This window comes from Nonomuraea sp. NPDC049504, assembly GCF_040676845.1.
Lineage (GTDB): Bacteria > Actinomycetota > Actinomycetes > Streptosporangiales > Streptosporangiaceae > Nonomuraea > Nonomuraea salmonea.
Genome location: NZ_JBFAPT010000025.1, coordinates 104,679 through 117,743 on the forward strand (window position 1 = coordinate 104,679; position 13,065 = coordinate 117,743).

The following is a 13,065-nucleotide window of genomic DNA, read 5'->3' on the forward strand; positions in this document are numbered from 1 at the left end:
CGAGGTGAACGTCTGGGAGGCGCGCTGGCTGCGCGCCTTCCACGTGCTGTTCTACGCCTGCCTGGCGCTCGGCCTGGTGCTGTCGTTCGGGGCCGGCTCCGCCCCTGGCCCGCTGCCGCTGGCGCTGCTCGCCGCACTGGCCGGCTGGCACTGGTTCTTCGTCGGGCGCAGGCCCGAGCGGCTCGGCCGGCTCAACCCCATGGCGCTGCACGTCGCGGTGCTCTGCGGGCTGTACGTCGCGCTGGTGACGGCCGACCGCTCGTTCGACGTGGTGATCTTCGGGCTGATGCCGCAGCCGTACCTGATGCTGCCCGCGCCCTGGTCCTACGCGGGCGCGGTGGCGACGATCCTGTGCACGTTCGCCGCCAGGGGCTACCTCGACGACCCCGGCGCCCTGTGGCAGCTCGCCGGCAGCTCGGGCCTGGTGGTGGCGATCGGGCTGTTCGTCGCGTACGTCTCCCGCCAGAGCGCCCAGAACCGCACGGTCGGCGTCCTGGAGGAGCGGGCCAGGCTGGCCAGGGAGATCCACGACACCATCGCCCAGGGCCTGAGCGGCATCATCACCCAGCTTGAGGCCGCCGAGCAGGCCATCGAGGACACCCCCGACCTGCCGGCCGTACGCCGCAGGATCGCCCTCGCCAAGGAACTCGCGCGGGACAACCTCCGCGAGGCCCGCCGCTCGGTCGACGCGCTGCGCCCAGGCCCGCTCCAGGACGCCTCGCTGGAGACGGCGCTGGCGGAGGTCGCCGCGCGGTGGTCGCGCGCCCACGGCACGACCGCCGGCGTGGCCGTCGAGGGCACGCCCAGGCCGCTGCCGCCCGAGGTGACCGCCACCGTGCTGCGCACCGCGCAGGAGGGCCTCGCCAACGCCGCCAAGCACGCCCGCGCCGGCCGGGTGGCGATCACGCTGACCTACATGGACGACGAGGTGACGCTGGACGTGTACGACGACGGCACCGGCTTCGACCCAGAAGCAGGCACGCGGGGCTACGGCCTGGCCGCCATGCGCGAGCGGGCCGACGGCGTGGGCGGCACGCTGACGGTCGAGTCGGCCCCGGGAGAAGGGACGGCCCTGTGCCTGCGCATCCCCTCAAACTGATGATCGTGGACGACCACCCGGTGGTCCGCGACGGCCTGCGCGGCATGTTCGACGGCATCGCCGACATCGACGTGGTGGCCGAGGCGGCCGACGGGTTCGAGGCGCTGGCCATGGCCAGGCGGGCCCGGCCGGACATCGTGCTGATGGACCTGCGCATGCCCGGCCTCGACGGCCTCGGCGCGATCCAGCGGCTGCGCGCCGACCATCCGGAGATCAAGGTGATCGTGCTGACCACGTACGACACCGACGCCGACGTGGCGCGGGCCATGGCCGCGGGCGTGGCCGGTTACCTGCTCAAGGACGCGCCCAGGGACGAGCTGCACCGCGCCGTGCGCGCCGCGGCGGCCGGCGGCGCCGTGCTCGCCCCCTCGGTCGCCTCCGCCCTCATCGGCCGCCCGCCCGCGCAGGACCCGAGCCCGCGCGAGCTGGAGGTGCTGCGCCTGGTCGCGCGGGGCGCGGCCAACAAGGAGATCGCGCGGACCCTGCTGATCAGCGAGACGACCGTGAAGACCCACCTCAAGCACGTCTTCGCCAAGCTCGGCGTGGACACCAGGGCCGCCGCCGTGGTCGTGGCCCTGGAACGCGGCCTGATCGGGCCCCCGCGCTAGCGTGGAGGTGTGCTCCTCGGGGGAGGCGACACGATGACGAACCGCGTCCGCACGCTCGGCCACTCCAACCGCACCTTCGGCGAGGTGCTGGAGATGCTGCGCGCCCACGACGTCACCTGCCTGGTGGACGTCAGGTCGTACCCGTCGTCGCGCAAGTTCCCGCAGTGGAACCAGCCCGCCATCACCGCCGCGCTGCCCCCGGACATCGGCTACCGCTGGATCCGCGAGCTGGGCGGGCGGCGGCACACGCCGCAGGGCGTCCCGAGCCCCAACGGCGCGTGGGAGGTCAAGGCGTTCCGCGACTACGCCGACCACATGGCCACCCCCGAGTTCCGGCGCGGCCTGGACGAGCTGCTCCGGCTCGCCGAGCACGAACGACCGGCGATCATGTGCAGCGAGGCCGTGCCATGGCGCTGCCACCGCCGGCTGATCACCGACGCGCTGATCGTGGCCGGCGTCGAGGTCGTGCACCTCATGTCCGCCACGTCGGTGCGACCCGCGCAGCTCAACGAGCACGCGCGGGTCCGCGACGGGCTGCTGACGTACCCGCCGCCCGGCGATCAGGGCACCAGCGCCGCCAGCGGTACGTGATGCTGGCCCGCGTGGATGTCGCGATCCAGCGGGCTGCCCTGCGGGGTCGGGCGGGGGAAGGAGATCTTCACCACGTTCAGCGCCGGGATGCGGAAGATCCGCACGTCGGCCGGGACGAGGGCGTAGAGGCGGGCGATGACCTCCTCGTTGAGGAAACCCTCGTCGGCCACGATCGCGTAGCCCGCCGCGTCGCGCATGAACAGCTCCATCGTCACCCAGAACGGGCCCGCGTTCTTGGAGCGCACCTCCAGGGCGAGGTCGCCCAGCGTGGGCCTGCGGTCGTCGGTCATCGGGAGACCCCCTCGGGCAGCTCGATGCGGAACATCTCGGTCGGATCGTCCACGGCCACCACGTGGTTGAGCACGAACGCGTACGCGGGGCCGCGCTCGGTCTCGGCCGGCGACGTGGGGAAGGCCAGGCTCGGCAGGTAGTCCATGCCGGGCGTCGGCAGGTGCAGCATCAGCGGGTTCGCCACCTTGGCGATGGCCGTGGCCGTCGCCTGGTCAGGCGCGTTGACCAGCAGCATCACCCCGACCTCGCGGGGCGGCGCGGACGAGGGGTCGAGGTCGCCCAGCACGGCGTTGTAGCCGTAGGGGCGGATGTCCACGACGTAGGCGTCGGGGTCGAGGCCGAGCGTCTGGCGTACGCGGGCGGTGAGCACCTCGTGCAGCAGCGCCAGCCAGGCGTCGATGTCGCCGAGGATGAGCGGGTCGCGGATCGCGGTGAACGACATGGTCTCGTAGCCGGTGACGCGGGCCCCTTCGAGCTTGATCGTGTGCGGGGCGGGCTCGAATCGCGACCCCTCCACGCGCACCCGGCGGTCGTCCAGAGCCGTGTACGTGGCCTCGTCCACCACCAGCGTCCCCGCGGGCTCCCGCATCCGGTACGGATCCACCGTCTCGTACAGCATGTGCGCCGCCACCGACGTCGGCGTGCACGCCACGGCCGGGTCCAGCGGCTCGATCGTGAAGCCGCCGTGATCGACGGTGGCGAGCACCCCGCCGGAGCGCGGGTTCGTGGTGCACTGCCCGCCGCATTCCACGATCTTGGCCGCGTGCCAGGCCGGGCCCGCCGGCAGGCCCTTCATCAGCGGGTACGCCGCCGCGAGCGCGGTGTCGGTGGCCCGCCCGGCGAGCACGACGTCCGCCCCCGCCGCCAGGGCCGCCACGATGGGCTCGTGCCCCATCATGCCGACGATGTGGGTGCAGCCGTCGAGCGTGGCGGCGTCCAGGTCGCCCATGGGCGGCAGCGGATGGACGCGCCCCTCGTTGAGCCGCTCCTTCAGCGCGTCGGCCCGCTGCTCGCTGTAGACACGGGCCACCTTCAGGCTCAGCCCCTCCTCGCGCAGGATCGTCCCGGCGATGCCGGCGACCCAGTCCACGCCCGAGTCGGTGCCGCTGGTGCCGCACGAGCCGACGATCAGCGGGATGCCCGCGCCGGCCGCGGCGCGCAGCAGGATCCGCAGGTCGCGGGCGACGGCCGCGGCGGTCGTCTTCGGCGTGCCCGAGCCCAGGTAATAGGGGCCCGAGTCGGTGGAGCCGGCGTCGAGGGCGATCACGTCGGCCCCGAGCTCGATCCCGCGGTCGATGGACTCCGGCGGGAATCCCGCCCCCAGCATTCCGCTGGGCGCCAGGACCCTGATCGCCTCGGTACTCGTCATGATGTCCTTTCTGTAAGCACATGGGCGTTGAGCGAGGAACGGGGATGTCCGCGCAGCGCGGCCACGAGTTCGCGGGCGCCGTCGACGCCCGCGGCCCTGCGCGCCTCGGCGGTCTGCCCCGCCAGGTGGGAGTAGACGGTGATGCCGGGCACGCCGCGCAGCGGGCTGCCGGGCGGGAGCGGCTCGGTCTCGGCGACGTCGAGCGCCGCGCCGGCGAGGCGGCCCGCGCCCACGGCGGCGGCCAGGGCCGCCTCGTCCACGATGGGGCCGCGGGCGGTGTTGACGAGGTGCGCGGTGGGCTTCATCAGGGCGAGCGCGGCGGCGTCGATCAGGTGCCTGGTGGCGGGGGTGAGTGCGGTGTGCACGGACAGGAAGTCCGACTCGGCCAGCAGCTCGGGCAGGGCCACGAAGCGTACGGAGGGGTCGAGATCGTCCTTGACGCCGGTCGTGCAGAGCACGCTCATCCCGAACGCCCGCGCGAGCGGCGCCACGGCCCTGGCCGCCGCGCCGTAGCCGAGCAGGCCGAGCGTCTTGCCGCGCAGCTCGCGACCGTCGTCGCGGGGCCAGCGGCCTTCCTGGACGCCGGTCGCCACGGGGACCAGCCGGCGCGCCTGGGCCAGCAGCAGGCCCATCGTGTACTCGGCGACCGCGTTCGCGTTGACGCCGGGCAGGTTGCTCACCGAGACGCCCGCGCGGGTGGCCGCCTCGACGTCCACGGAGTCGTACCCGACGCCGGTGCGGACGACCGCGCGCAGGGCGGGCGCGCGCGCGAACACCTCGGCCGTCATCGGCTCGTTGGCGATCAGCGCGCCCGCGCAGCCGGCCAGGATCGTGACCAGCTCGTCCGCACTCCGGGGGCCGCGCAGCGGATGGTGCCGGGTGGTGTGGCCGGCGGCGCGCAGGAACAGGTCCACCTCGTCGCCGGGCGCCAGGTAGTCGGTGGTGATCAGGATCGTGCTCATCGTGCGCCTTCCTGTAGGCCCGCCGCCCGCCGCCGCCGGTCGATGTGGACGACCAGCACGGCGGCGGCGGCCGACAGGATCGCGATGTGCAGGAGCAGCAGGTGCCAGCCGGTGAGGTCGACGGCCAGGCCGACGAGCCCGGGCCCGGCGATGCCGCCGCTCGCCCAGCCGACCGTGTAGAGGCCGCTGTACGTGCCGAGCACGCGGCTCGACGGCGCCAGGTTCCACAGCACGACGACCGCGTTGATGGTGAACGCCGCCGCGCCGGCCGCGGCCACGCACATCGCGACCACGGTCACCGTGGGGTCGCGGAACAGGGACGCGAAGGCCAGGGCCAGGGTGAAGACCGCGATCCCGGCGGCGATCACCCGCAGCCGCCCGAACCGCTCGGCGAGGAACGCGGCGGGGAAGGCGGCCGCGATGTACGCGATGCCGCTCGGCAGTGTCAGCCCGCCCGCCTCGCCGTCGGACAGCCCGAGCACCTGCACGCCGTACGGGGTGAGCAGCGAGCGCGAGGAGAACCAGGCCGAGGCGAAGACGAACACGGCGACGATCAGCAGCACCCGGCTCCGGTCGGGATCGACCAGGACGTCACGGATGATCGACCACATCCGCACCTTGACGGCCGCCTCGCCGTTCGCCGCCTTGCTCGCTTCGGCGTCCTCGGCCAGCGCCGCCTGGTAGGCGGGGGAGCGGCTGTCGCGCACCCGCCAGACCAGCACGCCCGCCGCCATCAGCATGAGCGCGGCGGGGACGGCGAAGGCCAGCTTCGGATGGTCGTCCACCAGCAGCAGGCTGACCAGTGCGGCCACGATCGTGGTCAGCGCGGAGGCGGTCTTCACGGCGGCGTTGGCCCTGCTGCGGCGTTCGGGCGCGATGAAGTCCGGCATGAGCGACTCGCTGACCGGCCGGAAGCTGTTCATCACCAGCGCGTACAGGAAGATCACCAGGATCAGCCAGCCGAGCGAGGTGGCGTGCGGGATGAGCAGGAACAGCCCCGCGCCCACCGGCATCAGCACCGCCAGGTACGGGATGCGGCGCCCCCAGGAGGTGCGGGTGTTGTCGGACCTGTTGCCCATGTAGGGCTGGATGAAGACGCCGAGCAGGTTGTCCATGCCCATGAGCAGGCCGATCACGGCGGCGCTGGCGACGTGGTCGCGCAGCAGCTCGGGGACGCGGTTGTCGTAGAAGTTCCAGGTGGACTCCTGCGCGAAGACCGCTAGAGCCACATAAAAGGTGATTCTTCGGGTGCTTGTGGGACGGCCTTCGGCTCGCGTGACGCCGGCCATGACGTCCTCCTCGGGGGTGGGGGCAGGAGTCACGATGACTTGCTATAGCAAAAATGTCAACGATGGCATTTGGTTTTGCCATAGCGATGTTAGGGTGATCGCATGAAGGTCAACGCGACCACCGGTGCCGAGACGCGGGCCGACCACGCCTACCAGGCCCTGCGCGAGGCGATCGGCAGCGGCGCGCTGCGCCCCGGCCAGAAGGTGACCGAGCGCGGCCTGGCCGAGCGGCTCGCGGTCAGCCCCACCCCCGTGCGCGAGGCGCTGCGCCGCCTGGAGCAGGACGGCCTCATCGAGCGCACCGGCCCCCGCACGGTCGTCGTCGCCGAGATCGCCGAGCGCGCCATCGACGACCTCGCCGAGGTCGAGATCGGCCTGCGCGGCCTGGTGGCCAGATTCGCCGCGAGGAACGCCACTCCCGAGCAGCTCGACGCCCTCGACGCGATCCTCGACGCCGCCGACGACCTGCTCATCGTCATCGTCACCCGGCACGGCAAGGGCGAGGACGTCGAGCGCCACCTGACCGCGCTGCTCGACCGCATGCAGGAGTTCAACGACACGGTCAACGCCTGCGCCCACAACCCGGTGCTGATCAGGCTGCTGGAGCAGACCCAGGTCTTCTCCCGCTCCGAGCGCCGCGCCCTGCGCCTGGAGCGCATCGCCGAGGACCACCGCTTCGGCCTCGACCGCTACGCCACCCACCGCGCGCTCGTCCGCGCCCTGCGCGAGCGCGACTCCGCGACCGCCGAGCGCCTGGTCATCGAGGACGCCCAGGGCGGGCTCGCGGCGCTGCGCACCCGGCCACGAAAGGAGCAGGCATGACCCACCGCATCGCGGTGATCCCCGGCGACGGCATCGGCACGGAGGTCGTCCCAGAAGGGCTGCGCGCGCTGGAGGCCACCGCCGCCGTCTTCGGGCTCGACCTGCGCTTCGACCACTTCGACTTCGCCAGCGCCGCCTACTGGCAGCGCCACGGCACGATGCTGCCCGACGACTGGCAGGACGTCCTCGGCTCCTACGACGCCCTCTTCTTCGGCGCCGTCGGCTGGCCCGACGTCGTGCCGGACCACGTGTCGCTCTGGGGCAGCCTGCTGCAGTTCAGGCGCACGTTCGACCAGTACGTCAACCTGCGCCCCTGCCGGCTCATGCCCGGCGTGCGCAGCCCCCTGGCCGGCCGCGAGCCGGGCGACGTCGACTTCCTCGTCGTCAGGGAGAACACCGAGGGCGAATACTCCTCGATCGGCGGCCGCATCTTCGAGGGCACCGAGCGCGAGACCGTGCTGCAGGAGACCGTGATGACCCGCGTCGGCGTCGACCGCGTCCTGCGCTACGCCTTCAGGCTCGCCGAGCGGCGGCCCGCCCGCCACCTCACCTCGGCCACCAAGAGCAACGGCATCTCGATCTCCATGCCCTACTGGGACGAGCGCGTCGAGGCGATGGCCGCCGAGTTCCCCGAGGTGAGGCACGACAAGTGCCACATCGACGCGCTGGCCGCGAACTTCGTGCTGCACCCCGACCGCTACGACGTCGTCGTGGCCAGCAACCTGTTCGGCGACATCCTGTCCGACCTCGGCCCGGCCTGCACCGGCACCATCGGCATCGCCCCGAGCGCCAACATCAACCCCGACGGCGCCCACCCGAGCCTGTTCGAGCCCGTCCACGGCTCCGCCCCCGACATCGCGGGCCGCGGCATCGCCGACCCCGTCGGGCAGATCTGGTCCGCCTCGATGATGCTCGACCATCTCGGCCACCCAGACGCCGGCGCCCACCTGCTGCGCGCCATCGAGGACGTCCTCGCCGCCGGTCCCGCCGACGCGCCGCTCACCCCCGACCTCGGCGGCCACGGCACCACCGTCGACCTCGGCCAGGCCGTCGCCGCCCGCGTCAGGGAACGCCGCCCCGATACGCCATCAGACTCTCCCGAGGGGACCGTCGCCTTCAGCGGACGGGGGAATCGGGAGCGGGAGCGCCGTCAAGGCCCGAGCGTGCAATGACGCGTCAGGTCCCTGCATCAGAGATCTCCGTTCGTCGCGCGTGGGATGGATGACACGGTGATAATGATCGTGTGGCTCGTCAGGTGCGCACTTCCCCGGGCGCGGTGTCGGCCGAGACGGTGCAGCGCTGCATCGAGACGTGGTACGAGCGGCCGTCCAAGGGTGGTGGCCGTGCGTAGGTCGTACAGGTTCCTGCTGCGCCCCACCAGCAAGCAGGCCGCCGCGCTGGTGGCGTGTCCGGAGGATCACCGCGCGCTGTACAACGCCGCGCTGGAGCACCGGCGTACGGCCTATGCCAAGGCCGGGGTGAGGGTCCGGTACGGTGACCAGTCGGCCGAGTTGAAGCACATCCGTGCCGACGATCCCGGTGGGCAGGGCCGGTGGTCGTTCTCCTCTCAGCAGGCCACGCTGCGGCGGCTGGACAGGGCGTTCCGCGCGTTCTTCGACCGCGTCAAGGCCGGGCGTACACCGGGCTTCCCCCGGTTCAAGGGCCCGGGCCGGTTCGACAGCGTGGAATGGCCGAAAGACGGTGACGGCTGCCGGTGGGACTCCCAGCCCGAGCACCCCACCGCGACCTACGTCCGGCTCCAGGGCGTCGGGCACGTCCGCGTCCACCAGCACCGCCCGATCCGGGGCCGGGTCAAGACGATCAGCGCCAAGCGGGAAGGCTCCTGCTGGTATGTGGTCCTGTCGTGCGACGACGTGCCCGCCGAGCCGCTGCCCGCCACAGGCGCGACGGCCGGCATCGACATGGGTGTCGCCTCGCTGGTCACCACCAGCGACGGCGCGCATCTGGCCAACCCGCGCCATCTCGCCACGACCTCCGGTCGCCTCGCGGAAGCGCAGCGCGTCCTGGACCGCAAGAAACGCGGCTCCAAGCGCCGCCGCAAGGCCGTCGCACGGGTGGCCGCCCTGCACGGCAAGGTCCGCCGCCAGCGGCTGGACCACGCGCACAAGGCCGCGCTCGTGCTGGTCCGCGGGTACGACGTGATCGTGCACGAGGACCTGCGTATCAGGAACATGACCCGCAGTGCGTCCGGCACGATCGACCAGCCCGGCCGGAACGTGGCCGCCAAGTCCGGCCTGAACCGGTCCATTCTCGACGCGGGTTGGGGGGTGTTCCTGACGGTCCTCGCGTACAAGGCTGAAAGCGCCGGTCGAGAGCTGATCGCGGTGAACCCCGCCGGCACCTCCCGCACGTGCTCGCGCTGCGGGCATGGTGCGAAGGAGAACCGCGTCAGCCAGGCCGTGTTCCGATGTCAGGGGTGCGGGCATGCCGCGCACGCCGACGTGAACGCGGCCACCAACGTCCTCAGGGCAGGGCTTGCCCTTCGCCAGGCTGCGGAAGCGGCTTAGCGAGAAGCCGCTCCCTTCAGGGAGCGGAGGAGTCACGATTTCCTCGCCACAGCAGCAGCACGCCGCCTGGGTGCTGGAGAAAGGAGTTCCGCCATGGACGCGGACGTCATCGTCGTGGGCGCGGGCCTGTCCGGACTGGTCGCGGCCCACGAGCTGACCAGCAGGGGACGCAAGGTGGCGCTGGTCGACCAGGAGAGCGCGGCCAACCTGGGCGGGCAGGCGTACTGGTCGTTCGGCGGGCTGTTCCTCGTCGACTCGCCCGAGCAGCGCCGGCTGCGCGTGAAGGACTCCTTCGAGCTGGCCTGGAACGACTGGCAGGGCAGCGCCCGCTTCGACCGCCTCGACGACGAGGACCTGTGGGCGGCGCGGTGGGCACGCGCTTACGTGGAGTGGGCCGCGGGGGAGAAGCGCTCCTGGATCGACGGCCACGGCATCAAGCTGACGCCCATGGTCGGCTGGGCCGAGCGCGGCGGCCTGCGCGCCGACGGCCACGGCAACTCCGTGCCCCGCTTCCACGTGGCCTGGGGCACCGGCACCGGGGTGGTGGCGCCGTTCGTGCGCGCCGCGCAGCGGGCCGCCGACGCCGGGCTGCTCCGCTTTCACCACCGCCACCGGGTGGACGAGCTGATCGTGCAGGACGGCGTCGTCACCGGGGTGCGCGGCAGCGTCCTGGCCGACGACTCCTCGCCGCGCGGGGTCGCCTCCAACCGCGACGTCACCGGCGCCTTCGAGCTGACCGCGCAGGCCGTCATCGTCGCCAGTGGCGGCATCGGGGCCGACCTCGACCTCGTCCGCCAGTCGTGGCCGCAGCGGCTCGGCGCGCCGCCGCAGAGCATGATCACGGGCGTTCCGGCGTACGTGGACGGGCGCATGCTCGCCATCACCGCCGACGCCGGCGCGCGCATGGTCAACCGCGACCGCATGTGGCACTACACCGAAGGCGTCCAGAACTGGGACCCCATCTGGCCCGGCCACGGCATCCGCATCCTGCCGGGGCCGTCGTCGCTGTGGTTCGACGCGCTCGGCCGCCGCCTTCCCGATCCCTGCCTGCCCGGCTACGACACGCTCGCGACTCTTCGCCACCTGCGCACCACGCCTGACATCGCCGCGTACGACCACTCGTGGTTCATCCTCACCCAGCGGATGATCGAGAAGGAGTTCGCGCTGTCCGGCTCCGAGCAGAACCCCGACATCACCAACGGCGACCGCAAGGCGGTGCTGCGCAGCCGGGTGTTCGGCAAGGGCGCGCCCGCGCCGGTCGAGGCGTTCAAGCGGCACGGCGCCGACTTCGTGGTGGCGGCCACCCTCGAAGAGCTCGTCGCCAAGATGAACGACCTGACCGACAAGCCGCTGCTCGACGCCGCCGAGCTGCGCCGCCAGATCGAGGCCCGCGACCTGCAGATCGCCAACCCCTACAGCAAGGACGTGCAGGTGCAGGGCATCCACAACTCGCGGCGCTTCCTCGGCGATCGGCTCACCCGCACCGCCGTGCCGCATCGCGTGCTCGACCCGGCGGCCGGGCCGCTCATCGGCGTCAAGCTGCACATCCTGACTCGCAAGACGCTCGGCGGCATCCAGACCGACCTCGACTCCCGCGCGCTCGCGGCCGGCGGCTCACCCGTCCCCGGCCTGTACGCGGTGGGCGAGGCGGCCGGGTTCGGCGGGGGCGGCGTCCACGGCTACAGCGCCCTGGAGGGCACCTTCCTCGGCGGCTGTCTCTTCTCCGGCCGCCAGGCCGGCCGCGCCGCCGCCGCCGCGATCGCCTGACCCCTGACGTTCTGTTCGGCCGGCCGCCTGGGCCGCTGCCCTAGCCGGCGGGCTCGGGCTGTGACGACGTCGGGCCGGGCGCCGGGGGGAGGATGCCGGTCTCGCGGAGGTGGTGGCGGGCCGCGGCGATGGCTTCGGGGGTGGAGGCGAAGACCTGGCCGGCCTCGTCCAGGCGGGCGATGACGCCATGCGCGTGCAGCGGCCGGTGGTGGTCGTCGCGGATGCCGGAGACCAGCACCGTGACGCCGCGCCGTTCGAGGCGGGTGATCGCGTCGCCGAGCACCAGCGCGCCGCTGGCGTCGATCGTGGTCACCCGCGACATGCGCAGGATCACCACCGAGACGTCGGCCACCTCCGACAGCTCCAGCAGGAAGCGGTGCGCGGCGGCGAAGAACAGCGGCCCGTCGAGCCGGTAGGCCACGATGTGCTCGGCGAGCAGCGCGTGCTCCTCCGCGTCGTGATCGCCGGGCAGGTCGGGGTGGAGCGGCACGGGGTCGAGCCGCACGTTGCCCGCGATGGCGCGCAGCGCGAGCGCCCCCGCCACGATCAGGCCGAGGATGACCGCCGCGACCAGGTCGAGGGCGAGCGTGGCGACCGCCGTCAGCGCCAGCACGACGCCGTCGGAGCGGGTGGAGCGCAGCATCGCGCGTACGGAGCCGACCTCGACCATCCGCACCGCCGTGGCCAGCAGCACGCCCGCCAGCGCCGCCAGCGGGATCCGCGCCACGAGCCCCGCGGCGGTGAACACGATCACGCCCAGGATCACCGCGTGCGCGATCGCGGCCAGCCGGGACGCGGCCCCCGCCCGCACGTTGACCGCCGTACGCGCGATCGCCCCCGTGGCGGGCACCCCGCCGAACAGCGGCGCCACCAGGTTGGCCAGCCCCTGCCCGAACAGCTCCCGATCGGGGTCGTGCTTGTGGTTGACGGTCATGCCGTCCGCGACGGCGGCCGACAGCAGCGACTCCAGCGCGGCCAGCGCGGCGACCGCGATCGCGGGCGCGATGAGCGAGGGCAGCGCCGAGACGTCGAGGAAGCCGAGCGAAGGGGCGGGCAGCCCGGCGGGCAGGGCGCCGATGCGGGCCACCGGCAGGCTCGCCAGCTCGGCGACGATCGTCGCGGCGGCCACCGCCAGCAGCGAGAACGGCACCGAGGGCCGCCACCGCCCGCCGGCCAGCATCACCGCCGCGACCGTGCAGGACACGGCGAGAGCGGTCCAGTGCGGGCGGGCGGCGAAGGCGAGCACCGCCTCCCAGGCCACAACGAGCACCTTGTCACCCTCGGGCGTCGGCACGCCGAGCGCGGCGGGCACCTGCTGCAGCCCGATCACGCAGGCGATGCCCAGCGTGAAGCCCTCCACCACGGGGGCGGGCACCAGCGTCATGAACCGCCCGGCCCGCGCCAGCGCCAGGCCGAGCAGCAGCAGGCCGGCCAGCACGCCGACTGTCAGCACCCCCGAGGCGCCGTGCGCGTGCATGATCGGCACCAGCACGACCGTCATCGCCCCTGTGGGGCCCGACACCTGCAGCGCGGAGCCGCCGAACGCGGCGGCCAGGACGCCGGCCACCACGGCGGTGGCCAGGCCGGCCGCCGCGCCGAGCCCGCTGGAGATGCCGAAGCCCAGCGCGAGCGGCAGCGCCACGATCGCCACCGTCAGCCCGGCCAGCAGGTCGCGGCGCGGGTGGCGGCCCATGGCGGCCAGGTCGGAGCGGGCGGGCAGGATCGAGCGCAGGCGGGCC

12 protein-coding genes are annotated in these 13,065 nt (G+C 73.1%); 7 read left to right on the forward strand and 5 right to left on the reverse strand.

What is annotated here, in order from left to right:
* Positions 1-4: 4 nt before the first annotated feature.
* Genes AB0K28_RS38230 through AB0K28_RS38240 form a run of 3 tightly spaced genes read left to right on the forward strand, consistent with a single transcriptional unit; the run spans position 5 to position 2,298 of the window.
* On the forward strand, positions 5-1,099 hold the full coding sequence (locus AB0K28_RS38230; RefSeq protein WP_364379780.1) for a sensor histidine kinase: 1,095 nt from the start codon (positions 5-7) through the stop codon (positions 1,097-1,099).
* The gene (locus AB0K28_RS38235; protein WP_364379950.1) at positions 1,099-1,707 is read left to right on the forward strand and encodes a response regulator transcription factor; all 609 of its coding nucleotides are present in this window, start codon (positions 1,099-1,101) and stop codon (positions 1,705-1,707) included. The genes AB0K28_RS38230 and AB0K28_RS38235 overlap by 1 nt, the downstream gene beginning before the upstream one ends.
* A 33-nt stretch (positions 1,708-1,740) precedes the next feature.
* Entirely contained in the window at positions 1,741-2,298 is a 558-nt protein-coding gene (locus AB0K28_RS38240; RefSeq protein WP_364379783.1) for a DUF488 domain-containing protein, read from the forward strand.
* Here the strand turns inward: AB0K28_RS38240 and AB0K28_RS38245 are convergent.
* From AB0K28_RS38245 to AB0K28_RS38260, 4 genes are read right to left on the reverse strand one after another with little or no spacing between them, the layout of a single operon-like run.
* On the reverse strand, positions 2,268-2,588 hold the full coding sequence (locus tag AB0K28_RS38245) for a DUF4387 domain-containing protein (protein WP_364379786.1): 321 nt from the start codon (positions 2,586-2,588) through the stop codon (positions 2,268-2,270). The two genes, AB0K28_RS38240 and AB0K28_RS38245, sit on opposite strands and share 31 nt — an antisense overlap.
* Positions 2,585-3,958: an acyclic terpene utilization AtuA family protein gene (locus AB0K28_RS38250; RefSeq protein WP_364379789.1), complete on the reverse strand. Its 1,374-nt coding sequence runs from the start codon at positions 3,956-3,958 to the stop codon at positions 2,585-2,587. Before AB0K28_RS38250 ends, AB0K28_RS38245 begins: the two co-directional genes overlap by 4 nt.
* Positions 3,955-4,920 carry an NAD(P)-dependent oxidoreductase gene (locus tag AB0K28_RS38255; RefSeq protein ID WP_364379792.1) on the reverse strand — a complete coding sequence of 322 codons (966 nt, stop codon included), beginning with the start codon at positions 4,918-4,920 and terminating at the stop codon, positions 3,955-3,957. The genes AB0K28_RS38250 and AB0K28_RS38255 overlap by 4 nt, the downstream gene beginning before the upstream one ends.
* A complete protein-coding gene (locus tag AB0K28_RS38260) occupies positions 4,917-6,242 on the reverse strand; it encodes an MFS transporter (RefSeq protein WP_364379795.1) in 1,326 nt (441 codons plus the stop codon). Before AB0K28_RS38260 ends, AB0K28_RS38255 begins: the two co-directional genes overlap by 4 nt.
* Before the next feature lie 69 nt (positions 6,243-6,311).
* Between AB0K28_RS38260 and AB0K28_RS38265 the strand changes: the two genes are divergently transcribed.
* The 4 genes from AB0K28_RS38265 to AB0K28_RS38280 all read left to right on the forward strand — a co-directional run bounded on the left by AB0K28_RS38265 (position 6,312) and on the right by AB0K28_RS38280 (position 11,326).
* The gene (locus tag AB0K28_RS38265; RefSeq protein ID WP_364379798.1) at positions 6,312-7,031 is read left to right on the forward strand and encodes a GntR family transcriptional regulator; all 720 of its coding nucleotides are present in this window, start codon (positions 6,312-6,314) and stop codon (positions 7,029-7,031) included.
* Positions 7,028-8,203, forward strand: coding sequence for a tartrate dehydrogenase (locus AB0K28_RS38270; protein ID WP_364379801.1), 1,176 nt, complete (start codon positions 7,028-7,030; stop codon positions 8,201-8,203). The genes AB0K28_RS38265 and AB0K28_RS38270 overlap by 4 nt, the downstream gene beginning before the upstream one ends.
* Positions 8,204-8,374: 171 nt before the next feature.
* Positions 8,375-9,559 carry a transposase gene (locus tag AB0K28_RS38275; RefSeq protein WP_364379804.1) on the forward strand — a complete coding sequence of 395 codons (1,185 nt, stop codon included), beginning with the start codon at positions 8,375-8,377 and terminating at the stop codon, positions 9,557-9,559.
* 93 nt (positions 9,560-9,652) lie between these two features.
* Entirely contained in the window at positions 9,653-11,326 is a 1,674-nt protein-coding gene (locus tag AB0K28_RS38280) for an FAD-binding dehydrogenase (protein WP_364379807.1), read from the forward strand.
* Between the two features lie 40 nt (positions 11,327-11,366).
* Here the strand turns inward: AB0K28_RS38280 and AB0K28_RS38285 are convergent, their stop codons facing one another.
* On the reverse strand, positions 11,367-13,019 hold the full coding sequence (locus AB0K28_RS38285) for a SulP family inorganic anion transporter (RefSeq protein ID WP_364379953.1): 1,653 nt from the start codon (positions 13,017-13,019) through the stop codon (positions 11,367-11,369).
* Between the last annotated feature and the right edge of the window lie 46 nt (positions 13,020-13,065).

What these genes read in the sequence shown, in the direction of transcription:
- AB0K28_RS38235 (WP_364379950.1), top strand. Translation starts at nt 1,099, where the DNA reads ATGATCGTGGACGACCACCCGGTGGTCCGCGACGGCCTGCGCGGCATG.
- AB0K28_RS38250 (WP_364379789.1), bottom strand. Translation starts at nt 3,958, where the DNA reads ATGACGAGTACCGAGGCGATCAGGGTCCTGGCGCCCAGCGGAATGCTG.
- AB0K28_RS38280 (WP_364379807.1), top strand. Translation starts at nt 9,653, where the DNA reads ATGGACGCGGACGTCATCGTCGTGGGCGCGGGCCTGTCCGGACTGGTC.
- AB0K28_RS38245 (WP_364379786.1), bottom strand. Translation starts at nt 2,588, where the DNA reads ATGACCGACGACCGCAGGCCCACGCTGGGCGACCTCGCCCTGGAGGTG.
- AB0K28_RS38240 (WP_364379783.1), top strand. Translation starts at nt 1,741, where the DNA reads ATGACGAACCGCGTCCGCACGCTCGGCCACTCCAACCGCACCTTCGGC.
- AB0K28_RS38270 (WP_364379801.1), top strand. Translation starts at nt 7,028, where the DNA reads ATGACCCACCGCATCGCGGTGATCCCCGGCGACGGCATCGGCACGGAG.
- AB0K28_RS38285 (WP_364379953.1), bottom strand. Translation starts at nt 13,019, where the DNA reads ATGGGCCGCCACCCGCGCCGCGACCTGCTGGCCGGGCTGACGGTGGCG.
- AB0K28_RS38255 (WP_364379792.1), bottom strand. Translation starts at nt 4,920, where the DNA reads ATGAGCACGATCCTGATCACCACCGACTACCTGGCGCCCGGCGACGAG.
- AB0K28_RS38265 (WP_364379798.1), top strand. Translation starts at nt 6,312, where the DNA reads ATGAAGGTCAACGCGACCACCGGTGCCGAGACGCGGGCCGACCACGCC.